The sequence below is a fragment of the Amycolatopsis sp. NPDC052450 genome (genome assembly GCF_044547565.1).
Lineage (GTDB): Bacteria > Actinomycetota > Actinomycetes > Mycobacteriales > Pseudonocardiaceae > Amycolatopsis.
This window is the reverse complement of sequence record NZ_JBIUAQ010000039.1, coordinates 1-22257: the sequence shown is the minus strand read 5'-3', so window position 1 is coordinate 22257 and position 22257 is coordinate 1. Positions and strand designations below refer to the sequence as shown.

24 protein-coding genes are annotated in these 22257 nt (G+C 70.0%); 2 read left to right on the top strand and 22 right to left on the bottom strand.

Annotation, left to right across the window (positions count from 1 at the left end; all coding sequences use genetic code 11):
• Window positions 1-3: 3 nt before the first annotated feature.
• From coaBC to pyrR, 11 genes are all read right to left on the bottom strand, one after another.
• Entirely contained in the window at window positions 4-1224 is a 1221-nt protein-coding gene (gene coaBC / locus ACIHAO_RS38015; RefSeq protein WP_396566331.1) for a bifunctional phosphopantothenoylcysteine decarboxylase/phosphopantothenate--cysteine ligase CoaBC, read from the bottom strand.
• Entirely contained in the window at window positions 1217-1486 is a 270-nt protein-coding gene (gene rpoZ / locus ACIHAO_RS38010; RefSeq protein ID WP_005152353.1) for a DNA-directed RNA polymerase subunit omega, read from the bottom strand. The genes coaBC and rpoZ overlap by 8 nt, the downstream gene beginning before the upstream one ends.
• Window positions 1483-2139, bottom strand: coding sequence for a guanylate kinase (gene gmk / locus ACIHAO_RS38005; protein ID WP_396566329.1), 657 nt, complete (start codon window positions 2137-2139; stop codon window positions 1483-1485). The genes rpoZ and gmk overlap by 4 nt, the downstream gene beginning before the upstream one ends.
• Window positions 2136-2453 carry an integration host factor, actinobacterial type gene (gene mihF / locus ACIHAO_RS38000; protein ID WP_003096398.1) on the bottom strand — a complete coding sequence of 106 codons (318 nt, stop codon included), beginning with the start codon at window positions 2451-2453 and terminating at the stop codon, window positions 2136-2138. The genes gmk and mihF overlap by 4 nt, the downstream gene beginning before the upstream one ends.
• Window positions 2454-2560: 107 nt before the next feature.
• Window positions 2561-3400, bottom strand: a complete 840-nt coding sequence (gene pyrF, locus ACIHAO_RS37995) for an orotidine-5'-phosphate decarboxylase (RefSeq protein WP_396566326.1) — start codon at window positions 3398-3400, stop codon at window positions 2561-2563.
• Window positions 3397-6711 carry a carbamoyl-phosphate synthase large subunit gene (carB, locus tag ACIHAO_RS37990; RefSeq protein WP_396566324.1) on the bottom strand — a complete coding sequence of 1105 codons (3315 nt, stop codon included), beginning with the start codon at window positions 6709-6711 and terminating at the stop codon, window positions 3397-3399. The genes pyrF and carB overlap by 4 nt, the downstream gene beginning before the upstream one ends.
• Window positions 6712-6867: 156 nt before the next feature.
• Window positions 6868-8016 carry a glutamine-hydrolyzing carbamoyl-phosphate synthase small subunit gene (gene carA / locus ACIHAO_RS37985; protein ID WP_396566322.1) on the bottom strand — a complete coding sequence of 383 codons (1149 nt, stop codon included), beginning with the start codon at window positions 8014-8016 and terminating at the stop codon, window positions 6868-6870.
• Window positions 8016-8525 carry a transporter gene (locus ACIHAO_RS37980; RefSeq protein ID WP_396566320.1) on the bottom strand — a complete coding sequence of 170 codons (510 nt, stop codon included), beginning with the start codon at window positions 8523-8525 and terminating at the stop codon, window positions 8016-8018. Before ACIHAO_RS37980 ends, carA begins: the two co-directional genes overlap by 1 nt.
• On the bottom strand, window positions 8522-9814 hold the full coding sequence (locus ACIHAO_RS37975; RefSeq protein ID WP_396566318.1) for a dihydroorotase: 1293 nt from the start codon (window positions 9812-9814) through the stop codon (window positions 8522-8524). Before ACIHAO_RS37975 ends, ACIHAO_RS37980 begins: the two co-directional genes overlap by 4 nt.
• Window positions 9811-10743, bottom strand: coding sequence for an aspartate carbamoyltransferase catalytic subunit (locus tag ACIHAO_RS37970; RefSeq protein ID WP_396566316.1), 933 nt, complete (start codon window positions 10741-10743; stop codon window positions 9811-9813). The genes ACIHAO_RS37975 and ACIHAO_RS37970 overlap by 4 nt, the downstream gene beginning before the upstream one ends.
• On the bottom strand, window positions 10740-11336 hold the full coding sequence (gene pyrR, locus ACIHAO_RS37965; RefSeq protein ID WP_016333099.1) for a bifunctional pyr operon transcriptional regulator/uracil phosphoribosyltransferase PyrR: 597 nt from the start codon (window positions 11334-11336) through the stop codon (window positions 10740-10742). The genes ACIHAO_RS37970 and pyrR overlap by 4 nt, the downstream gene beginning before the upstream one ends.
• Window positions 11337-11597: 261 nt before the next feature.
• On the opposite strand from pyrR, the gene ACIHAO_RS37960 reads away from it, so the two are divergent.
• Window positions 11598-12086, top strand: a complete 489-nt coding sequence (locus ACIHAO_RS37960) for a transcriptional regulator (protein WP_003096372.1) — start codon at window positions 11598-11600, stop codon at window positions 12084-12086.
• Window positions 12087-12264: 178 nt separating this feature from the next.
• Here the strand turns inward: ACIHAO_RS37960 and nusB are convergent, their stop codons facing one another.
• Genes nusB through ACIHAO_RS37945 form a run of 3 tightly spaced genes read right to left on the bottom strand, consistent with a single transcriptional unit; the run spans window position 12265 to window position 14422 of the window.
• Window positions 12265-12729, bottom strand: a complete 465-nt coding sequence (gene nusB / locus ACIHAO_RS37955; protein WP_396566313.1) for a transcription antitermination factor NusB — start codon at window positions 12727-12729, stop codon at window positions 12265-12267.
• Complete coding sequence (gene efp / locus ACIHAO_RS37950) at window positions 12729-13292, bottom strand: elongation factor P (RefSeq protein WP_076163692.1); 564 nt, start codon at window positions 13290-13292, stop codon at window positions 12729-12731. Before efp ends, nusB begins: the two co-directional genes overlap by 1 nt.
• A 38-nt stretch (window positions 13293-13330) precedes the next feature.
• Window positions 13331-14422, bottom strand: a complete 1092-nt coding sequence (locus ACIHAO_RS37945; protein WP_396566311.1) for a M24 family metallopeptidase — start codon at window positions 14420-14422, stop codon at window positions 13331-13333.
• Window positions 14423-14792: 370 nt separating this feature from the next.
• On the opposite strand from ACIHAO_RS37945, the gene ACIHAO_RS37940 reads away from it, so the two are divergent.
• Window positions 14793-15212 (top strand): hypothetical protein, encoded by a 420-nt coding sequence (locus ACIHAO_RS37940; protein WP_396566392.1) that lies wholly within the window; start codon window positions 14793-14795, stop codon window positions 15210-15212.
• Here the strand turns inward: ACIHAO_RS37940 and ACIHAO_RS37935 are convergent.
• From ACIHAO_RS37935 to ACIHAO_RS37900, 8 genes are read right to left on the bottom strand one after another with little or no spacing between them, the layout of a single operon-like run.
• Complete coding sequence (locus tag ACIHAO_RS37935; RefSeq protein WP_396566390.1) at window positions 15167-16648, bottom strand: beta-xylosidase; 1482 nt, start codon at window positions 16646-16648, stop codon at window positions 15167-15169. The genes ACIHAO_RS37940 and ACIHAO_RS37935 overlap by 46 nt on opposite strands.
• A 60-nt stretch (window positions 16649-16708) precedes the next feature.
• A complete protein-coding gene (locus ACIHAO_RS37930; RefSeq protein WP_396566309.1) occupies window positions 16709-17635 on the bottom strand; it encodes a GNAT family N-acetyltransferase in 927 nt (308 codons plus the stop codon).
• Complete coding sequence (gene aroQ / locus ACIHAO_RS37925) at window positions 17632-18063, bottom strand: type II 3-dehydroquinate dehydratase (RefSeq protein ID WP_396566307.1); 432 nt, start codon at window positions 18061-18063, stop codon at window positions 17632-17634. The genes ACIHAO_RS37930 and aroQ overlap by 4 nt, the downstream gene beginning before the upstream one ends.
• Complete coding sequence (aroB, locus tag ACIHAO_RS37920; protein WP_396566305.1) at window positions 18060-19169, bottom strand: 3-dehydroquinate synthase; 1110 nt, start codon at window positions 19167-19169, stop codon at window positions 18060-18062. The genes aroQ and aroB overlap by 4 nt, the downstream gene beginning before the upstream one ends.
• A gap of 8 nt (window positions 19170-19177) precedes the next feature.
• Window positions 19178-19600 carry a hypothetical protein gene (locus ACIHAO_RS37915; protein WP_396566303.1) on the bottom strand — a complete coding sequence of 141 codons (423 nt, stop codon included), beginning with the start codon at window positions 19598-19600 and terminating at the stop codon, window positions 19178-19180.
• Window positions 19597-20121, bottom strand: a complete 525-nt coding sequence (locus ACIHAO_RS37910; protein WP_396566301.1) for a shikimate kinase — start codon at window positions 20119-20121, stop codon at window positions 19597-19599. Before ACIHAO_RS37910 ends, ACIHAO_RS37915 begins: the two co-directional genes overlap by 4 nt.
• A complete protein-coding gene (aroC, locus tag ACIHAO_RS37905; RefSeq protein WP_396566299.1) occupies window positions 20118-21305 on the bottom strand; it encodes a chorismate synthase in 1188 nt (395 codons plus the stop codon). The genes ACIHAO_RS37910 and aroC overlap by 4 nt, the downstream gene beginning before the upstream one ends.
• A gap of 47 nt (window positions 21306-21352) precedes the next feature.
• Window positions 21353-21964, bottom strand: a complete 612-nt coding sequence (locus tag ACIHAO_RS37900) for a prepilin peptidase (protein WP_396566297.1) — start codon at window positions 21962-21964, stop codon at window positions 21353-21355.
• Between the last annotated feature and the right edge of the window lie 293 nt (window positions 21965-22257).

The following is a 22257-nucleotide window of genomic DNA, read 5'->3' as shown; positions in this document are numbered from 1 at the left end:
CTCTCAACGCTTCATCAAGGTCACAACGGCATCCCACAATGTGGACGCCAGTTCGGCCTTGGCGCCGAGGGGGATCGGGATTTCGGTGCCGTCGGCCCCGAGCAGCCAGCCCGAGTTGTCCTCGGTCCCGAAGGCCTTCCCCTCACCGACGGCGTTCACCACCAGCAGGTCCGCGCCCTTGCGCTTCAGTTTGACCCTGGCGTGGTCGAGGACGCCACCCTTGTCGTCCCCGGTTTCGGCGGCGAAGCCGACGACCACTTGACCTTGGCTCCGATTGCGGACCAGCTCGGCCAGGATGTCCGCGTTGCGGGCGAGTTCGACGACGGGATCCGGTGTGTCGTCGGATTTCTTGATCTTGTGATCGGCCCGGTTCGACGGCCGGAAGTCGGCGACCGCGGCGGCCATCACGAGGACGTCGGCGGAGGCGGCCTCGGCGTGCATGGCCTGGCGCATCTCCTCGGCGGTCGACACGTGGACGACCTTCGCGCCCGCGGGCTCCGGCAGCGCGACGGTGTGCGCGGCGACCAGCGTGACTTCGGCACCGCGCTGGGCGGCGACGCGCGCCAGCGCGTAACCCTGTTTGCCCGACGAGCGGTTGCCCAGATAGCGGACCGGGTCCAGCGGCTCGCGGGTGCCGCCGGCCGAAATCGCCACGCGCACGCCTTCGAGGTCGCGCGGGAGGGCCTTCGGCACGGCGAGCAGGAGCCGGGCGAGGTCGACGATCTCGCCCGCGTCGGCGAGCCGTCCCTTGCCGGTGTCCTTGCCGGTGAGCCTGCCGGCGGCGGGTTCGGCGACGACCAGGCCGCGTGAGCGCAGCAGCGCCACGTTGTCGCGGGTGGCCGGGTGCTCCCACATCTCGGTGTGCATCGCCGGGAAGAAGGCGACCGGGCACCGGGCGGTGAGCAGGGTGTTCGTCAGCAGATCGTCCGCGATGCCGTGCGCGGCCTTGGCGAGCAGGTTCGCCGTGGCGGGCACGACGATCACCAGGTCGGCTTCCTTGCCGACGCGGACGTGCTGGACCTCGGGCACTTCGGTGAACACGCCGGTGTGGACCGGGTTCCCGGAAAGTGCCTCGAAGGTGGCCGCGCCGACGAAGTTCAGCGCGGCTTCGGTGGGGACCACGCGGACGTCGTGACCGGATTCGGTCAGTCCGCGCAGGACCTCACAGGCCTTGTAGGCGGCGATCCCGCCACCCACGCCCAGAACGACCTTGGGTTTACTCACCCTCGGTGTGCTCGAGCAGGCCACCGTGGATCTCGCGCAGGGCGATGGAGAGCGGCTTCTCGCGCGGGCCCGGCTCGACCAGCGGGCCGACGTACTCCAGCAGGCCCTCGCCCAGCTGGGCGTAGTAGTCGTTGATCTGGCGAGCGCGCTTGGCCGAGTAGATCACCAGCGCGTACTTCGAGCTGACCTTCTCGAGAAGGTCGTCGATGGGCGGGTTGGTGATGCCTTCGAGCTCTTCGTGCAGCGTGGCCTGAGTCGTCACTCGTGGTGCTCCGAATCTTCGGTCAAATGGTCGCCGGTCATCAAGTTTAGCAACTGCTCGGCGGCGTCTCGCACGTCGGCGTTGACGACGCGCTCGTCGAACTCCCCGGCGGCGGCGAGTTCACGTTCCGCCTCGGCCAGTCTGGCCTTCACCGCGGCCTCGTTCTCGGTGCCGCGGCCGGTCAGCCTGCCGACCAGTTCGTCCCACGACGGCGGCATCAGCATCACCAGCCGGGCTTCCGGCATCGCCTTGCGGACCTGCCGCGCGCCCTGGAGTTCGATCTCCAGTACGGCGTTGCGTCCGGCGGCCAGTGCCCGCTCGACGGGCTCGCGCGGGGTGCCGTAGCAATTTCCCGCGAACTCGGCGTGTTCGAGCAGTTCGCCGACGGCGACCATGCGGTCGAATTCGGGCCGGTCGATGAAGTGGTAGTGCTCGCCGTCGACCTCACCCGGCCTCGGCTTCCTGGTGGTCACCGAGACGCTGAAATAGATCTCCGGATCCAGCTTGCGCAGCTCCTTCGCCACGCTCGACTTCCCGACCCCCGAAGGCCCTGAGACGACCGTGAGCCGGTGCCGGGAAGAAACTCCCGCCACCGGCTCACCGCCGCGGTCAGCGCCCGGGGTCACCGGGTGGTCCTGACCGGTGCCGCTCACTCGCCGCTGAATTCGGCCAGCAGCGCCTTGCGCTGCCGGTCGCCGAGGCCGCGAAGACGACGGCTGGGTGCGATCTCCAGTCGTTCCATGGTCTGCTGGGCACGGACCTTGCCGACGCCCGGAAGAGCCTCGAGCAGAGCCGAGACCTTCATCTTGCCGAGGACTTCGTTCTCCTCGGCCTGCTTCAACACGTCGACCAGAGTGGTACCGCCCCGCTTCAGCCGCTCCTTCAGCTCAGCACGGATGCGGCGGGCGGCGGCGGCCTTCTCCAGCGCCGCAGCGCGCTGTTCCTCTGTCAGCTGGGGAAGTGCCACGTTTTCCTCCGGTAGTTCTCAAATCTGGGTGGGTGTGGCGACGGTACCCACCCGTTACCTCGGCCCACAATGCGGGGGTGGCTGGTCATGACGGATTCCCGGGCCTGCTATTGGCCTTTTTCCAGGGGACCGAGGGAATCCCGGGTCCGCCGAACGGCCGCACGCAACGCTTCGGGGCCGGGTCCGTGCCTGAGGACGTCACGGGACGACGCGGGGAGCACACCCGGCAGTCCCGGCCCGAAAAGGGCCCGCAAATCGGCCGGAGTGGCCCCCTGTGCCCCGAAACCGGGCGCCAGGACGGGTCCGTTCAGCTTGCTCAGATCGAGCTCTCCCGGCGTGATGGTGGCGCCGACGACGACACCGATGTCACCCAAGGGCCCGACGCCCGCGTTGTACGCGGCCGCCGTGTCGACGATGTCCTGCGCGACGGTCTTTCCGTTGGGCAGCAAGGCGTTCTGCAATCCCTGCGCCTCCGGGTTGGAGGTGCGCGCGAGGACGAACAGCCCCTTGCCTTGCGTCCGCGCAACGTCGAGCGCGGGGGCCAGCGAACCGAACCCGAGGTACGGCGACACCGTGATGGCGTCCGCCTCGAGTTCCGCGCCGGCGGGCAGGAACGCCGCCGTGTACGCCGCCATCGTCGAACCGATGTCGCCGCGTTTGACGTCCAGCAGGACGAGCGCGCCCGCGTCCCGGCACACCTTCATCGTCTTGGCCAGAACGGCGACCCCAGGAGGCCCGTAGGCCTCGAAAAAGGCCGACTGGGGCTTGATCACCGCGACCTCGGGCGCGATCGTCTCAGCGGCCGTGAGGGCGAACTTCTCCAGACCGCCCGCGTCCGCCGGAAGACCCCACGCCTGGAGCAGCCCCGGATGGGGGTCGATCCCGGCGCAGAGCGGTCCCTTCTCGGCGACCGCCCGCGCCAGCCTCGCCCCGAACCGTTCGCTCATGCCTTGGCCTTCAGCGCCGCCTGGAGGCTCTGCAGCGACCGCACGCCGATGTCGCCCTTGATGACGGCCTCTATCCCGTGCACGGCCGCCGCGGCGCCCTGCACCGTGGTGATGCAGGGGATGTCCCTCGACACCGCGGCGGTGCGGATCTCGTAGCCGTCGATGCGGGGACCGCTGTTGCCGTACGGGGTGTTGATCACCATCTGCACCTCGCCGCTGAGGATGACGTCCACGACGTTCTGCTCCCCCTCGGCCGAACCCTCGTAGTGCTTGCGCACGACGGTGCAGGCGATTCCGTTGCGCCGCAACACTTCCGCGGTTCCCGACGTGGCGAGGATCTCGAAGCCGAGGTCCGCCAGCCGCTTCACCGGGAACACCAGCGAACGCTTGTCGCGGTTGGCGACGGAGACGAACACCTTGCCCGACGTCGGCAGCGAACCGTAGGCACCGGCCTGCGACTTGGCGAACGCCTTGCCGAAGGAGACGTCGACGCCCATGACCTCGCCGGTGGACTTCATCTCCGGGCCGAGCAGCGAGTCGACACCGTGGCCCTCGGGGGTGCGGAAGCGGTGGAACGGCAGGACCGCCTCCTTGACCGCGACCGGCGAATCGGCGGGCATGTGGCCGCCGTCACCCTCGGCGGGGAGGACGCCGGACTCGCGCAGCTCCTTGATCGACGAGCCGGTCATGATCAGCGCCGCGGCCTTCGCCAGCGGCACCGCGGTCGCCTTCGACACGAACGGCACCGTCCGCGAGGCGCGCGGGTTGGCCTCCAGGACGTACAGGACGTCGTCCTTGAGCGCGTACTGGACGTTCAGCAGCCCGCGGACGCCGACGCCGCGCGCGATGGCCTCGGTCGAACGGCGCACCGTCTCGATGTCGGTCCGGCCCAGCGTGATCGGCGGGAGCGCGCACGACGAGTCGCCGGAGTGGATCCCGGCCTCCTCGATGTGCTCCATGACGCCGCCGAGGAACAGCTCGTCGCCGTCGAAGAGCGCGTCGACGTCGATCTCGATGGCGTCGTCGAGGAACCGGTCCACCAGCACGGGGTGCTCAGGGGTGACCTCGGTGGCGCGGTGGATGTAGCCGGCGAGGGATTCCTCGTCGTACACGATCTCCATACCGCGTCCGCCGAGCACGTAGGACGGCCGCACCAGGACCGGGTAGCCGATCTTGTCGGCGATCCGCTTCGCGCCCTCGAACGAGGTCGCCGTGCCGTACTTCGGCGCGGGGAGCCCGGCGTCGGTGAGGACCTCGCCGAACGCGCCGCGGTCCTCGGCGAGGTGGATCGCGTCCGGGGAGGTGCCGATCACCGGGACACCGGCGTCGGCGAGGCGCTTCGCCAGCGAAAGCGGGGTCTGGCCGCCCAGCTGCACGATGACACCGGCGACGGTGCCCGACTCCTGCTCGGCGTTGACCACTTCGAGGACGTCCTCGAACGACAGCGGCTCGAAGTACAGCCGGTCCGAGGTGTCGTAGTCGGTGGAGACGGTCTCGGGGTTGCAGTTGACCATGACGGCCTCGAAACCGGCCTCGCGCAAGGCGATCGCGGCGTGCACGCACGAGTAGTCGAACTCGATGCCCTGCCCGATGCGGTTCGGCCCGGAGCCGAGGATCAGCACCTTCGGCTTGTCGGTCTGCGCGGTGATCTCCGACTGCGCCGCGGGATCGGTCTCGTAGGCCGAGTAGTGGTACGGCGTCTTGGCCGCGAATTCGGCCGCGCAGGTGTCGACGGTCTTGTACACCGGGCGCACGCCGAGACGGCGGCGCAGCGCGCGGACGCCGTCCTCACCGGCCAGTTCCGGCCGCAGCGCGGCGATCTGGCGGTCCGAAAGACCGGTGCGCTTGGCGCGCCGCAGCAGCGGCTCGTCCAGCACCAGTGCGTCGCGGACCTCCGAGCCGACCTCGCCGATGAGGGCGATCTGGTCGATGAACCACGGGTCGATACCCGAGGCCTCGTGGATCTCCCCGACCGTGGCACCGAACCGCAGCGCCCGCTCGACCTCGTAGATCCGCCCGTCGTGCGGAGTGCGAAGGGCGTCCAGGATGGACTCCTTGGTCGCGCCTTCGGGGTCGGGGCGGGTCCAGAAGCCGGTGGCCTTGGTGTCGATGGACCGCAATGCCTTGCCGAGCGCCTCGGGGAAGCTGCGGCCGAACGACATCGCCTCGCCGACGCTCTTCATCGTCGTGGTCAGCGTGGGGTCCGCGCCGGGGAACTTCTCGAAGGCGAACCGCGGCACCTTCACCACGACGTAGTCCAGCGTCGGCTCGAAGGCCGCCGGGGTCTCGCCGGTGATGTCGTTGCGGATCTCGTCGAGGGTGTAGCCGATGGCGAGCTTCGCGGCGATCTTGGCGATCGGGAAGCCGGTCGCCTTCGACGCCAGCGCGCTCGACCGCGACACCCGCGGGTTCATCTCGATGACGACCATGCGGCCGTCCTCGGGGTTGATCGCGAACTGGATGTTGCAGCCACCTGTGTCGACGCCGACCTCGCGCAGCACGGCGATACCGACGTCGCGCATGTGCTGGTACTCGCGGTCGGTCAGGGTCATCGCGGGCGCGACGGTGACCGAGTCGCCGGTGTGCACACCCATCGCGTCGATGTTCTCGATCGAGCAGACGACCACCACGTTGTCGTGCCGGTCGCGCATGAGCTCGAGTTCGAACTCCTTCCAGCCGAGGACGCTCTCCTCGATGAGCACCTCGGTGACCGGCGACTCGGTGAGGCCGGTGGAGGCGAGCCGCTGCAGCTCCTCGTCGGTGTGCGCCATGCCCGAGCCGAGCCCGCCCATGGTGAACGACGGCCGGATGACCACCGGGAGGCCGACCTCGGCGACGGTCGCGCGGACCTCGTCCATGTCGTGGCAGACCCGCGACCGCGGCACCTCGGCGCCGATCGTGCGGACGATGTCCTTGAACTTCTGCCGGTCCTCGCCGCGCTGGATGGCCTCGACGTCGGCGCCGATCAGCTCGACGCCGTACTTCTCCAGGACACCGCGCTCGTGCAGGGCGACGGCGCAGTTCAGCGCGGTCTGCCCGCCGAGGGTCGCCAGGATCGCGTCGGGGCGTTCCTCGGCGATGACCTTCTCGACGAATTCCGGGGTGACCGGCTCGATGTAGGTGGCGTCGGCGAACTCGGGGTCGGTCATGATGGTCGCCGGGTTCGAGTTCACCAGCGAGACGCGCAGTCCCTCTTCGCGGAGCACGCGGCAGGCCTGGGTGCCGGAGTAGTCGAACTCCGCCGCCTGGCCGATCACGATCGGCCCGGAGCCGATCACCAGCACGTGCTGGATGTCTGTCCTCTTCGGCATTACTTGGCCTTCTCCGTGTTGATCATGGCGCGCGGTCGACGAACGCGTAGCCGGGCCGTGAGTTCTGGAATTCCGTTGCAGTCCGCGCCGAAGGCGGCCCGCCTCCACGTTCGCGAGGCCTTCGGCCGGTGCGCGCCGTCGTGGCCGGCCAGCTGATCAGCCATTTCCCCGCCCCGCGCTCTTGCTCATTAGACCCACGAACTCATCGAACAGGGGGGCCGCGTCGTGCGGGCCGGCGGCGGCCTCGGGGTGGTACTGCACCGAGAACGCGGGGACGTCGAACGCGCGGACACCTTCGACGGTGTCGTCGTTCGGGCAGTAGTGCGAGATCTGGGCGGCGCCGAACGGCGACTCGAACCGCTGCCCCGGCTCGCCTTCGAGGGCGAAACCGTGGTTCTGCGCGGTGATCGCGACCCGTTTGGTGGCCACGTCGATCACCGGGATGTTGATCCCGCGGTGGCCGTAGCGCATCTTGTAGGTGCCCAGCCCCAGCGCGCGGCCGAGGATCTGGTTGCCGAAGCAGATGCCGAACAGCGGGATTTCCCGCTGCAGCACGGACTTCGTCAGCTCGGTCGCGTGCGCGGTGGTCGCCGGGTCGCCCGGCCCGTTGGACAGGAACACGCCGTCCGCCTCGACCGCGAGCAGTTCGTCCACAGTGGACGACGAGGGCAGCACGTGCACCTCGATGCCGCGCGCGGCCATCAGGCGCGGGGTGTTGGACTTGATGCCCAGGTCCAGCGCGGCCACGCGGAACCGGGTCTCCCCCTGCGCCTTGACCACGTACGGCTGCTTCGTGGTGACCTCGCCGGCGAGGTCGGCGCCCTTCATCTGCGGGCTGGCCTTCACCTCGGCGAGCATTTCCTCGTCGGTGCCCAGCGCGTCACCGGAGAACACGCCGGAGCGCATGGCGCCCTGCTCGCGCAGGTGCCGGGTCAGCGTGCGAGTGTCCACTTCGGAGATCCCGACGACACCCTGGCGCTCCAGTTCCTCGTCCAGCGTGCGCTTGGAGCGCCAGTTGGACGGGGTGCGCGCCGAGTCGCGGACGACGTAACCCGAAACCCAGATGCGGGCGGACTCGTCGTCCTCGTCGTTCCAGCCGGTGTTGCCGATCTGCGGCGCGGTCTGGACCACGATCTGCCGGTGGTAGGAGGGGTCGGTCAGCGTCTCCTGGTAGCCGGTCATGCCGGTGCAGAACACCGCCTCGCCCAGGCTCCGGCCACGGGCGCCGTACGCGGAGCCGCGGAACACGCGGCCGTCTTCGAGGACCAGTGCCGCGGGGGTCCTAATGCCGTTCGTGGTGCTCATCAGGCACCTCCCTTGATGTCGTTGCGAGTGTCTTGCAAAGCTTCGATCCACTGTGGATAGTCGTCGACGTCGTCGCCGCGGAATCCGGTGTCCAGTTCGACGTCGCCCGCCAGCCAGGTGATGACGAGCAGCGCGTCGATGCCCATCACCTTCCCGGCCATCCCCTTGTCCTTGCGGACGCCGGTGACGGACGCGCGCGGGATCCAGAAGTCCGGGGCGCCGCCGCGTTCGATGGCGATGCCGTCTTCGTGCAGCCGCCAGACCGCGCCGGTGCGCAGGCCGGCGCCGCGGGTGACCACGCGCTCCTGCCAGTGCCCCGCCGTCGTGGTGCTGATGTAGACGCCGGTCGATTCGAGGGATGCCTCACCGGGCTCCGCGGGGATCTCCGGGAACGGCGGCACCTGGACGCTCTGCGCGCGCGACTTGCGCCGCCAGCCGCGCCACATCAGGAAGACGCAGAACAGGAAGAAGGCGAAGACCGCCAGGGTCAGCAGAATCCGGTCGCTCATTGCGCGATCTTCCCTTCCCGCGCGGTGATCCGCCCGCGCAGCAACGTCGCCGTCACCACGCCGGGGAGCCGCATTCCTTCGTACGGGGTGTTCGCCGCGATGCTCGCGAACTCGACGCCCCGTACGGTCCATTCGGTTTCCGGGTCCACCAGAGTCAGGTTGGCCGGTTCGCCGACCTCGATCGGACGGCCGTGGTCGGTCAGGTCGCCGATCTCGGCGGGCCGCTCGCTCATCACCCGCGCGACGCCCCGCCAGTCCAGCAGGCCGGTGCGGACCATGGTCTCGACCACGATCGACAACGCCGTCTGGAGACCGAGCATGCCGGGCCGGGCCGAGTTCCACTCGCAGTCCTTGTCCTGGACGGCGTGCGGCGCATGGTCGGTGGCGACGCAGTCGATGACGCCCTCGGCCAGCGCGGCGCGCAGCTTCTCGGCGTCGGATTCGGTGCGCAGCGGCGGGTTGACCTTGTTGACCGGGTCGTAGGTCGCGAGCCGCTCGTCGGTCAGCAGCAGGTGATGCGGGGTGACCTCGGCCGAAACCTTGGTACCGCGATCCTTGGCCCACTTCAGGATGTCGGCCGTGCCCGAGGTGGACACGTGGCAGACGTGCAGCCGCGCGTTCGCGTGCTGCGCCAGCAGGCAGTCGCGGGCCACGATCGACTCCTCCGCCGAAGCGGGCCAGCCGGTGTAGCCCAGGCGGGCGGCCTGCTCGCCTTCGTGCGCCTGGGCGCCGACGGTCAGCCGCGGCTCCTCGGCGTGCTGGGCGATGACCACGCCGAGCGCCGTCGAGTACTCCAGCGCGCGGCGCATGAGCAGCGGGTCCGCGACGCAGAGACCGTCGTCGGAGAAGACCTTCACCTTGGCTTCGGACTTCGCCATCGTGCCCAGTTCGGCGAGTTTCTCGCCCTTGAGGCCCACGGTGACCGCGCCGACCGGGTGCACGTCGACCAGCCCGGCCTCCTGGCCGCGCCGCCACACGTGGTCGACGATCACCGCGTTGTCGGCCACCGGGTCGGTGTTGGCCATGGCGAACACCGCGGTGTAGCCACCGAGCGCGGCCGCGGCCGAACCGGTCGCGATGGTCTCGGTGTCCTCGCGGCCGGGTTCGCGCAGGTGGGTGTGCAGGTCGACGAAACCGGGGAGCAGCACCTGGCCGCCCGCCTCGATGACTTCGGCGTTGTCCGGGGTGTCGATCGAACCGATGTCGGTGATGACCCCGTCCTCGACGAGCACGTCGACCGGGTCGCCCTCGCCGTAGGGTCGGGCGCCCTTGATCAGGACGATGGTCACGCGGTGGCTCCTTCGCTGGCGAGCAGGTGGTAGAGGACCGCCATGCGCACGTGGACGCCGTTGCGGACCTGTTCGGTGATGGCCGAGGCCGGGGAGTCGGCGACCGCCGAGGCGATCTCCATCCCGCGCAGCATCGGGCCGGGGTGCAGGACGACGGCGTGCTCCGGCAGGAGCTTCATCCGTCGTTCGTTGAGGCCGTAGGAGATCGAGTACTCGCGAGACGAAGGGAAGAAGCCCCCGTGCATGCGCTCCGCCTGAACTCGCAGCATCATGACCGCGTCGACCGCGGGCAGTTCGGCGTCGAGTTCGTGCGACACGGTGACCGGCAGGCTTTCCAACCCGGCGGGCAGCAGCGTCGGCGGCGCGACGAGCACCACTTCCGCGCCCAGCGCCGACAGCAGGTGGATGTTCGACCGCGCGACCCGGCTGTGCAGGACGTCGCCGACGATCGCGATCCGGCGCCCCTCCAGCGAGCCGAGGCGCTCCCGCAGCGTCGCCGCGTCGAGCAGCGCCTGCGTCGGATGCTCGTGCGTCCCGTCGCCCGCGTTGACGACCGCCGTCCCGGCTTCGGCGAGCCAGCCCGAAAGCCGCTGCGCCGCCCCGGAGGCGGGGTGCCGGATGATCACGCAGTCGGCGCCGGCCGCGGCCAGCGTCAGCGCGGTGTCCCGCAGCGATTCGCCCTTGTTGACCGAGGAACTGGAGGCGGAGACGTTGATCACGTCGGCGCTCATCCACTTCCCCGCGATCTCGAACGAGACGCGGGTGCGGGTCGAGTTCTCGTAGAACAACGTGATCACGGTGCGGCCGCGCAACGTCGGCAGTTTGCGGACCTCGCGGCCCAGCAGGGTGTGCTTGAGCTCTTCGGCGGTGTCCAGCACGGCTGTCGCGAGCGCCGGGTCGAGCCCGTCGGTGGCGAGCAGGTGCTTCACGATCGATCTCCTTCTGGTTGCGCGCGAAGCAGAACCGTGTCCCGTCCGTCCACTTCGGACAGCAGGACCTCGATCCCTTCGGCGCGCGAGGTGGGCACGTTCTTGCCCACGTAGTCGGCGCGGATCGGCAGTTCGCGGTGGCCGCGGTCGACCAGCACGGCCAGCTGGACCGCGCGCGGGCGGCCGTGGTCGCGCAGGGCGTCGAGGGCGGCGCGGATGGTGCGGCCGGAGAACAGCACGTCGTCGACCAGGATCACCACCGCGTCGTCGATACCGGTCGGCGGCAGCTGCGAATGTTCGAGCGCGCGGGGCGGGCGGCGGCGGAGATCATCACGGTAGAGCGTGATGTCCAGCGCACCGGTCGGCGGACGGATGCCGGAGAACTCGGCGATCTTGTCCGCGAGCCGCAGGGCGAGCGGAGTACCCCGGGTGGGGATGCCCAGCAACACGGGCGGAGTCGAGCCACCCGCACCGAGAGCGGTCTTCTCGATGACCTGGTGGGCCATTCGGGCGATCGTGCGCGCGACATCGCCGGACGAGAGCAGCTCGCGCTCTCCCGCCGGTTCCGCCGCGCCACGCGGACGTGACGACAAGGCGGACCTCCTTCCCCGCCTCTCTGGACGGGTCCTTAAAGGACGTCGACTTCCTGCTTGGCGAGGAAATCGAACCGACACTAGCAGGCAGGAGCCCTCAGTCTTACGGGTGGCGCGCCCCAGGTGACGAACACCTCTCGAAAGCACCCGCTTGACCTGGTGACAACTATGCGTAACCATTACTCTGAGTATTCGACTCTAGGAGTCCCCTGGATCGGTCACCCTCGACCGGTTGGGGGTGAGGAAACGGAGAACCACCAGATGGGCGATTACGCCAAGGCGCTCGGGGCCAAGCTCCGCGGGATCCGCCAGCAGCAGGGCCTGTCCCTGCACGGGGTCGAGCAGAAGTCCGGAGGCCGCTGGAAGGCCGTCGTCGTCGGTTCGTACGAGCGCGGAGACCGCGCCGTCACCGTGCAGAAGCTCGCCGAACTGGCCGATTTCTACGGCGTGCCGGTGGTCGAGCTGCTGCCGGAGGGCCGGGTGCCGTCGGGCGCCGAACCCGCCACGAAGATCGTCATCAACCTGGAGCGTCTCCAACAGCTCCCGGCGGAGAAAGTCGGGCCGCTCGCCCGCTACGCCGCCACCATCCAGAGCCAGCGCGGCGACTACAACGGCAAGGTGCTCTCCATCCGCACCGAAGACCTGCGTTCACTGGCGATCATCTACGACATGACCCCCGGAGAGCTCACCGAGCAGCTGATCGACTGGGGTGTGCTGCCGCCAGAGGCTCGACCGTCCAAAGAGGACTAGATGGTCCATCGCGCGACCGGAAACGCGTCTACGGGCCGTGCCTTGGCAAGGCACGGCCCGTTAACATGAAGGCGGCCCGCAGCCGCGTTTCCGGGGCCTGACGGCCAAAACGCGCGACTCCAAAGATCAAAAGACCTTGGTCACCTCAGCCTTGGTCACCTGATCGTGGTCACCCTTGTCACAAGACCGCGCGGAGCCGGTCCGCGATGGTGCCGATGCGGCCGAGCACGCCGTTCACGAACCGCGGCGAGTCGTCGGTCGACAGCTCCTTCGCCAGCCCGACGGCCTCGTCGATGGCGACCGGGTCCGGCACGTCCTCGGCCCACAGCAGTTCGTAGACGCCGACCCGGAGCACCGCCAGGTCCACCGGCGGCATCCGGTCCAGCGTCCAGCCCTGAGCATGCTCGGAGAGCAACTCATCGATCGCTGCCTTGCGCCCGGTGACACCCTCGACCAGCGAGATCGTGTAGTCCCCGATCGGATCGACCTCGACCGAACCGACCCTGTCCGCCAGCAACGTCACCGCGTCGGCGCCGCGCTGGGCGGCTTCGTACAGCACTTCGACGGCACGCTTGCGTGCCTGGCGGCGGCTGATCGGCCCACCGCGGTTCGGCGACTTGCCGGACTTGTCTGAACCGGCCATCAGTTGGAGACGCGGCCCAGGTAGCGGCCGTCACGGGTGTCGACCTTGATCTTCTCGCCGGTGGTGAGGAACAGCGGCACCTGGATCTCGGCGCCGGTCTCCAGGGTGGCCGGCTTGGTGCCACCGGTGGAGCGGTCGCCCTGCAGGCCGGGATCGGTGTGCTGGACGATCAACTCGACCGAGGTCGGCAGCTCGATGTACAGCGGGACGCCCTCGTGCACCGCGACCTGGACCTCGAAGTTCTCGAGCAGGTAGTTCGCGTTGTCGCCGACGGTCTCGGCCAGCACGGTGATCTGGTCGTAGGTCTCCGCGTCCATGAACACGAAGTCCGCGCCGTCCTTGTACAGGTACGTCATGTTGCGACGGTCGACGGTGGCCGTATCGACCTTCGTCCCCGCGTTGAAGGTCTTGTCGACGACCTTGCCGGTCAGCACGTGCTTGAGCGTCGTGCGGACGAACGCGCCGCCCTTGCCCGGCTTGACGTGCTGGAACGCGGTGACGGTCCAGAGCTGGCCGTCGAGGTTGAGGACGAGCCCGTTCTTCAGGTCGTTGGTGGTGGCCACGAGTGTGCAGTCTCCTGTGTCGATCTTCCGGGCCGCCGTCAGACGACCACGAGTTCCTTGGTGCTCAGCGTGAGGAGTTCGGGCGTACCTTCCCGCACGACCAGCGTGTCCTCGATGCGCACGCCTCCGCGTCCGGGCAGATACACACCAGGTTCGACGGTGACGGCCATACCGGCGGACAGTGTACCGACGCCGGTGGCGGCCAGGCTGGGCGCCTCGTGCACCTGCAGTCCGACCCCGTGGCCGAGACCGTGGCCGAACTCGTCGCCGCGCCCCGCGTCGACTATGACCCCGCGCGCCGCTTTGTCCACTTCGGACACTTCGGCGCCGGGCAGGACGGCGTCGCAGCCCGCCGCCTGCGCGCGCTGGACCAGCTCGTAGATCTCCTCCTGCCACGCCGCCGGCTTGCCGAGGACGAACGTGCGGGTCATGTCGGAGTGGTAACCGTCGACCGTGGCGCCGAAGTCGATCTTGACGAAGTCGCCGTTCGCGAGCACGGCCGAAGTGGGCCGGTGGTGCGGGATCGCGGAGTTGACGCCCGCCGCGACGATCGTGTCGAACGACGGCCCCGTCGACCCGTGGCCGAGCATGCGATTCTCGAGGTCGCGCGCGACGTCCAGCTCGGTCCGGCCCGGCCGGAGCCCGCCGGCGGACACCAGATCCTCCAGCGCCCTGTCGGCCGCGGCGCACGCCTGGCGCAGCGCCTCGATCTCCTGCTCGTCCTTGACCAGCCGCAGCTGCTCGACAAGCCCCGGCGTCCGGACCAGCTCGACGCGGTCGAAGCGCACCTTGAGATCTTCGTGCTGCTCGACACTGACGTGCTGGCTCTCGAACCCGGTCTTGCCGAACTTCTTCCCTGCCGCGAGGTCGGCCAGCTTCGCCGCGCTCGCGCGGTCCAACACCCGTTCGAGGTCGGGCACCTCCGTCGCCGACTGGACCGTGTAGCGGCCGTCGGTGCAGAAGATCGTCTTGTCGTCGCCGCTCCCGTGGACGAGGAGAGCGGCGTTGGACCCGGTGAAGCCGGTCAGGTACCTGATGTTGAGCAGGTCCGTGACCAGCAGCGCGTCCACCCCGGAGTCGGCCAGCAGGGAACGCAGCGCCGCGCGGCGGCGAGAGAAGTATTCACGCACGCCTTGGAGTTTAGGGGGTGCGCGCGGTCCTGGCGGACGCCTCGCTTGACGCGTTTCGCCGACTGCTTGCGGCGCTTGTGGTGCGCGGTGGTCCGTGAAGGCCTCCTTGAGGGACCCAGAGTCCCTCAAGGAGGCCTTCACGGACTTGGCCAGCCACAGCCTCGGCCCGCGGGACGGATGTGGCTCCAGTGACCGATGCGTCCTGTGTGGCACCGCCGTAAGTCCGTGAGGGCCTCCTTCCCTACCCTCAAAGTAGGGAAGGAGGCATTCACGGACCTTCCACCGGCGGTCCAGGACCGCGCGGGGGTGACCATCGCTACTGGCGAGTTAAACTCACCCCATGGCACCGTGGCTGACTCGTGGACTCGTGATGGCGCTGCTGCACGGCGCGGCCGTCACCGTGCTGGCCAAGTACGAGGTCTTCAACCCCACCGACAAGACGCTCGCCACCTCCCTCGCCCTCGCCGTCCTGGTCGGCGCGGCGGCGGGCTGGAGCGCCGTGGACGCCTGGCGGGGCAAACCCGAACGCGGCAGGAACTGGTTCATCGCGGCGCTGATCGCCGGACCGGTCTCGGGGGTGCTGTACGTCATCGGCCGCGCGGTGTTCGTCGATCAGACCGGCGTATCGGAGCTCGGCGGCGCGCTCACCGGCGGCGCCGCCTTCTCGGCCCTGCTGGTGCTCATCCCGGCCGGGCTCGGCCTGTTCGTCGGCGGCCGCATCACCAAGGCCGGAGACGGCGAAGATCAGCCCGCGAGCGGGAAACCGGCGGGGAAACCGTCCCAGGCCTGATCGCTGATCTGCTCGACGGCCGAGTCGTTCAACGCCGCCGTCCCGGCGTCCGGCACCGCGAACAGTTTGCCGTCGAGCACCACGCCGAACCCGCGACCGGGGGCGCGCACCATCCTCGCCCCGGCGCTCAGCCGCGCCGCCTGCGGGAACTTGTCGACGACCTTGAGCCGCTGGTCCAGGATCTCGCTCGCGAGGGTCGCCGCCACGGAACGCCGGTCGACCCGCACCAGGGTGCCGTCGGCGACCAGATCGATGGTCCGCTGCGGTGACGGCATCGCGACGCCTTCGAACGAGGTCCGGACGCGGGCGTCGCCGTCGCAGGCCCGCGAGCCGCGGACGTCCAGGCCGAAATGTTTGAGGTCGGTCGGCGCCCCCGCGCCGCCGACGATCGTGGCCCGGACGACGTCGAACGGGACCCGGTCGCAGACGTCGCCCGAGGAGAGCGGCGCGTGCCCGTCGGGCCGCCGGACCAGGCCGGGGCCTTCCTTCCACGCGCCGGGGATGATCGCCGTCCGGTACGGCTGCGCGGAGAAGTCCCTGGTCCAGAAGGTGAGCGTGGTGCCGGTTTCGGTCTCGTGCGCGATCACGAAGGCGTCGAGCGCGCCGACCCACATCAGATCCGTGCTGAATCCGTCGACCAGTGAGCGGGTGCGCGGCGAGATCGTGCTCGGCTTGGGGATGAAGCCCTGCTCCCCCAGCGTCTCCACGCCTCGGCTGAACGCCGCGTCCTTGGCGCGGAGCAGGAATTGCCCGGCGCCGTTCCACCCGGCGCCCTTCGCCGTGGTGTCGGTGAAGAGCACGTAGAACCAGCCGTCGAGGTACACCGCCGAGGGCTGGCCGGCGCCGTAGACGTTGGCGCGATGCACGTCGTGCGAGGGCCCGATGATCGGCTGCCCGCCCGCGGCTCGGGTCCAGTTGAGGCCGTCGGGGCTGGTCGCGAGCCCGATCGAGTTGCCGAGCGCGTGATCGCCCGCCGCGCCGGTGTAGTACATGTAGTAGATCGAGCCGACCTTGATCACCGACGGATCGCAGGTGTGCATACCGTCGAAACCGCCGGGCGCGCCGGAGAACACCGCCGTCGGGCCGCCACCGGACGGGCCGGTGAAGGGACCGTCGAGCGAGGGCGACTGTGCGTAGAGGATGTCGTCACCGGGCGGCTGCGCACTGCCGTACTGGCTGCACCACCACATCCGGAGCTTGCCGCCGTCGCGCATCACCGTCGGGCCGTAGTTGTAGACCGCGTCCTGATCGCCCGCGGCCACCACACCGCCACTGGCCCGGGGGTCGCTCGTCGCAAGTTCGACGTCCATCGGCCGCGGCTTTTCCTTGGGCGGCTGGGCTCCGCCTATCCCGCCGCCCTTGCCGTCGGCCTGTGACTGGACGAGCTCGGCACTGCACGCCACGAGGACCGCGCCTGCCGCGAGGACAGCCACCACGGCACGGGCGGGTCGCCGACCCCCACGAAAAAGGCGCATGATGGCCGAGTGTAGCGAGGCTTAACCCGGCCGGGTGACGTCAGTACCCGGTAGGGCGACCAATTCCACTTCGAAGCCATCGGCGTTTTCGAGGTAGGCGGCGTAGTGGTGATCACCGCCCGCATTCGGGAACTTGTCCGCGAACATCGGCGACCAGCCGTGTTCGAGCGCCTTCGAAGCCAGTTCGTTCACCCGTTCGCGCGACTCGACGTGCAGGGCGAGATGGTTCAGGCCCGGCGCGGTGCGCTCGTGCTTTTCGCCGCTGAGCGCGGGAGAACGCTCGACGACGAGATAGGTCGCGCCGTGTTTCCAGCTGACCCCGGCGGGCCAGCGCTGGAATTCCCGCCAGCCGAGTTCGCCGAGCAGCCAGCCCCAGCTCTCCTCGGCGCGGGCGAGATCGGGGACCCACAGTTCGATGTGGTGCGCGCGGCCGTGGTCCGATGGCAGCGCGACGAAGACGCGGTGCGGCCCGCTGCCGTAGTGGTCGCCGCCGCCGACGTCGAGGAAACCCAAGCGCTTCACCAGGTTCTGACTGGCCACATTGGACTCGCCGACGAGCGCCCACACCGACGACAGGCCGAGCCCGACGAGCCCGTGGTCCAGCAGGGCCTTCGCGGCCTCGGTCGCCAGGCCCTGGCCGCCGTGCGCACGCGCCAGGTAGTAGCCGACCTCCGGTACGTCGCCGGGCAGCTCCTGCGACGGCCGCAGATGCGCGAGGCCGATCACCTCGCCGTCACGTTCGATCGCCCAGTGCCCCATCCCGGCCGGGCCGCGGTACGCCAGTCGCCTGCCGACCATTTCGCGGACCAGGTCCGGCTCGGTCAGCCGGTCCGCGAAATGCGCGCTCATCGCCGGGTCGGCGAAGAGCGCGACGATCGCCTCGGTGTCCGCTTCCGTCAACGCGCGCAGCCGGAGCCGCGCGGTCTCGATCTCGGGAGGGTTGTTCACGCCGCGTTCGCGGCCATCCAGCGCAGGGCCAGCGGATACCCGTCGACCCCGAGCCCGGCGATGACCGCGGTGGCGATGTCCGACAGCACGCTGTGGTGCCGGAACCGCTCACGTTTGTGCACGTTGGAGATGTGCAGCTCGATCAGCGGCGCCGTGAGCTGCGCGGCGGCGTCGCGGACCGCGATCGAATAGTGCGTCCACGCGGCCGCGTTGAGCACCACCGGCCGGCCCGCGTCGGCGGCTTCGTGCAGCCAGCCGACCATCTCGCCCTCGTGGTCGGTCTGCCGGACCTCGACGTCGATCCCCAGCTCCTTGCCTGCTTCGACGCAGGTGGTGACCAGATCCGCGTGCGTGGCCGAACCGTAGATACCGGGTTCGCGCAGACCGAGCCTGCCGAGGTTGGGGCCGTTGAGGACGAGCACCTTCACAGCAGCACGCTCCCGCCCGCCTTGGGGGCGTCGCCCGCGACCACCGAGTACGCGGCGGCGAGCAGCGACGGGTCCGGGCCCTCCAGCCTTCCGGGTTTGGCGAGGCCGTCGAGGACGACGAAGCGCAGCACGCCGGACCGGGTCTTCTTGTCGCCCTTCATCGTCTCCAGCAACTGCGGGAGCGCGTCCGGGTCGTACGTGGTCGGCAGGCCCAGCATCTTGAGGACCGACGTGTGCCGCGCCGCGGTGGCGTCGTCGAGACGGCCCGCGAGCCGCGCGAGTTCGGCGGCGAACACGAGGCCGACGCTGACCGCCGCGCCGTGGCGCCACCGGTACCGCTCGCGGCGTTCGATCGCGTGGGCGAGGGTGTGGCCGTAGTTGAGGATCTCGCGCAGATCCGACTCGCGCAGATCCGCGGCGACGACGTCGGCCTTCACCTGGATCGAGCGGCGGACCAGTTCGCCGAGGACCTCGCCCGTGGTGTCCAGCGCCGCGGCGGGATCCTGCTCGACGAGTTCGACGATGCGCGGGTCGGCGATGAACCCGGCCTTGACCACCTCGGCCATTCCCGCGACGAGTTCGTTGGGAGGCAACGTTTCCAGCGTCGCCAGGTCGACGAAGACCGCGCTCGGCTCGTGGAAGACGCCGACCAGGTTCTTGCCGGCCTCGGTGTTGATGCCGGTCTTGCCGCCGAGGGAGGCGTCGACCATGCCCAGCAGCGTGGTGGGCACGTTGACCAGGCGGACGCCGCGCATCCAGGTCGCGGCGACGAACCCGGCCAGGTCGGTCACGGCGCCGCCGCCGAGCCCGACGACCACACCCTGGCGGTCGAGGCCCATGCGGCCGAGGACCTCCCAGCAGAAGCTGGCGACGGTGAGCGCCTTGCCGTCCTCGGCGTCGGGGATCTCGACCCGGTGCGCGTCGATCCCGGCCTCGGCCAGTTCGTCGCGGATGGCCTCCGCGGTCGTCGTCAGCGTCGGCGGGTGGATCAGCGCGACCTTGGAGGCGTCGGCGAGCTGCTCGGTGAGCTCGCCGAGCAGGCCGCGGCCGATGACGACGTCGTACGGCTTGGCGGTGTTGACGGTGATGCGGACCGGCTCGGTCATCGTTCCCCTCACTTCGGCGGAAGCCGCTTTGCCCTCGCGACCTCGCAGGTGATCTTGCCCTTGACCGGGGTGTCCCCCGGGATCTCTTCGGTCACCTTCTGGCCGGGCGACATCCGGTTCTTCGCGAACAGCGCTTCACCGGAGGCCTTGCCGTCGGCGTCCTTGATCGCGATGGTGACGGCGTAGCGCGCGTCCTCGCCCGTGCTGTTGGTGACCTCGATGGTGATCTTCGGGGTGTAGCTGTTGCTGTCGCATTTGGTGACCTTGACGTCGGCGGCGACGTCCTCCGCCGGAGCGGCGGAACCGGTCTGCGCGGCGGAAGTCTGGACGACGTCCGCGCCGGCGGGCTGCTTCTCCTCGCCGCACGCCGTCAGGGTCAGGGCCACGACGGCGAGGAGGACGCCGGTCGTGGTGGTGGTGGTGCGCTTCATGTTCGTTCCTTGCTGATCTCGTGCAGCCCGATGACGGCGGCCTCGACGACCTCGTCGGCGGTCAGCCGGTCGGTGTCGATTTCGATCGTGGCGACCTCGCGGTACACCGGCAGGCGCGCGTCGAGGAGCGATTTGTAGGTGGCGCGGGGGTTCACCCCGGCCAGCAGCGGACGCGCGGTCGAGAGCCCGGCGCGCTGGACGCCCGCGGCCATCCCGACGTTGAGGAAGACGACGGTGTGGCCGGCGAGCCGCTCGCGCGTGCCGGGGGTGATCGGCGCTCCCCCGCCCAGGGAGAGGACGCCGTCGTGTTCCGCCAGCGCCTTCGCGACCATCTCCTCCTCCAGCGCGCGGAAGGCGGGCTCGCCCTCCTCGGTGAAGATGTCGGTGATGGGCTTGCCCGCGCTCACGACGATGTCGTCGTCGGTGTCGCGGAAGGCGAGGCCGAGCCGGGCGGCGAGCGCCGGGCCGACCGTGCTCTTGCCGGAGCCCGGCGGCCCGATGATCACCGCGCGAGGAGTCACCAGCGCTCCTCGAGCGCCTTCAGGTAGGCCTCGGCGTTGCGCTTGCCCTCGATCAGCGAGTCTCCGCCGAACTTCTCCAGCGCGGCGTCCGCGAGCACCAGCGCGACCACCGACTCCAGCACGACCCCGGCGCGGGGTACCGCACAGACGTCGGAACGCTGGTGGATGGCCACCGCGGGTTCGCCGGTGGTGACATCCACAGTGGACAGTGCTTTGGGGACGGTCGAAATCGGCTTCATGGCGACGCGCACGCGCAGCGGCTCGCCGTTGGTGATGCCGCCTTCGAGCCCGCCCGCGCGGTTGGACCGGCGGGTCACCCCGACCGGACCGGTGCCGCGGTCGATCTCGTCGTGGGCCTGGCTGCCCCAGCGCTTGGCCGTGGTGAAGCCGTCGCCGACCTCCACACCCTTCATCGCCTGGACACCCATGAGCGCGCCGGCGAGGCGGGCGTCGAGCCTGCGGTCCCAGTGGACGTGCGAGCCGAGGCCCGGCGGCAGGCCGTAGGCGATCACCTCGATCACGCCGCCGACGGTGTCACCCGCCTTCCGCACGGCGTCGACCTCGGCGACCATCGCGTCGGTCCCCTCCTTGCCGAAGGCGCGGACGGGGCTCTCATCGATGGAGGGCAGGTCCGACGGCACCGGCAGCGGGCCCTCGGGCGCCGAGGCGCCGCCGATGGAGACGACGTGGCTGAGGATCTCGACCCCCAGCAGCTGCTTGAGGTACGCGCGGGCCACCGTGCCGAGCGCCGTGCGGGACGCCGTCTCACGGGCGCTCGCGCGCTCCAGCACCGGACGGGCCTCGGGGAAGCCGTACTTCTGCATGCCGGGCAGATCCGCGTGGCCTGGCCGGGGACGGGTCAGCGGCTCGTTGCGCGCCAGGCCTTCCAGCTCCTCGGCGGGCACGGGATCGGCCGACATGACCTTCTCCCACTTGGGCCACTCGGCGTTCTCGATCTGGACCGCGACGGGGCCACCCTGGGTGAGCCCGTGCCGGACGCCGCCGGTGAACTCGATGTGGTCGGTCTCGAAGCCCATGCGGGGGCTGCGGCCGAAGCCGAGCCGCCGTCGCGCGAGCTGCTCGCCCACTTCGGCGGTGGTGACCTCGACCCCGGCGGGCATCCCTTCCAGGATGGCGGCGAGGGCGGGTCCGTGCGATTCCCCTGCGGTTATCCAGCGCAACACCTGACAGATCCTGTCACAACCTCCTCTCCGTCCCGGTACAGGCCGGGCTATCCCGGACCGGGTCCGGCGAAGACGGCGAGCGCCCACGCCGCCACCAGGAGACCGGGCCCGTGCGGCACCGTGGGATGCCGGGGCCCGCCCACCGCGAGCGCCACGCTCAGTAACGCGGCGGCGACGGCGCCGAGCACGACCGACGGCCAGCCCGTCGCGGCGAGGACCGCGCCGAGACTCCCGGCGAGCTTCACGTCACCGGCGCCGAGCGAGCGTGGCGACAGCGCGTGGACGAGCGCGTGCGCCCCGCCGAAGACCAGCGCGCCCAGCACGGCCCGCCACGCGATGGCCGCCCCTCCCGCTTGCGCGGCGACCGCGAGCGCGGCGGCCAGCGCCGGGTACGCGGGCAGGGTCAGGATGTCGGGCAGGCGCCGGTACTTCAGGTCGGCGAGCGCCAGCGGGACCGCGAAGACGGTCAGCACGGCCGGGACCGCCAGCCACCACGCCGGCCAGGCTCCCGCTTGATGCCGCAGCCAGACCGCGACGAGCGCCACCGCCGCGACGGCCGCCGCCCAAGCCGTCACCGGTGCTCCGGCCCGGCGCAGGCAGGAGCGGGTGACGAGCGCCGATCCGGCGCCCGCCGCGGCGAAGGCGATCGGCGTGAACACAAGATCAAGAGTGCGCCCGTCGCGCTGGGCGAAGCAAGGATTTCTTTTCGTGACAGGGACTTTCACGCACTTTTGGCAGTTCGGGGGTGGGCTGAAAGGGCCTTTCGCCGCGTCTCATGCGGTGAAAGGCCCTTCAGCCCCCGGCCGCGCGCGCTGTGGCCGTTCGCCTAGGTACATGAAGGCCCCTTCCTGTACCTAAGTGTCCCGAGTCGGAAGTTCGTGTGGTGATTCGGCGTGGTGCCGAAGGATCTTGTTCTTGCTTCGCGCGGTGAAGATGCTGTCGCCTGAGGCCG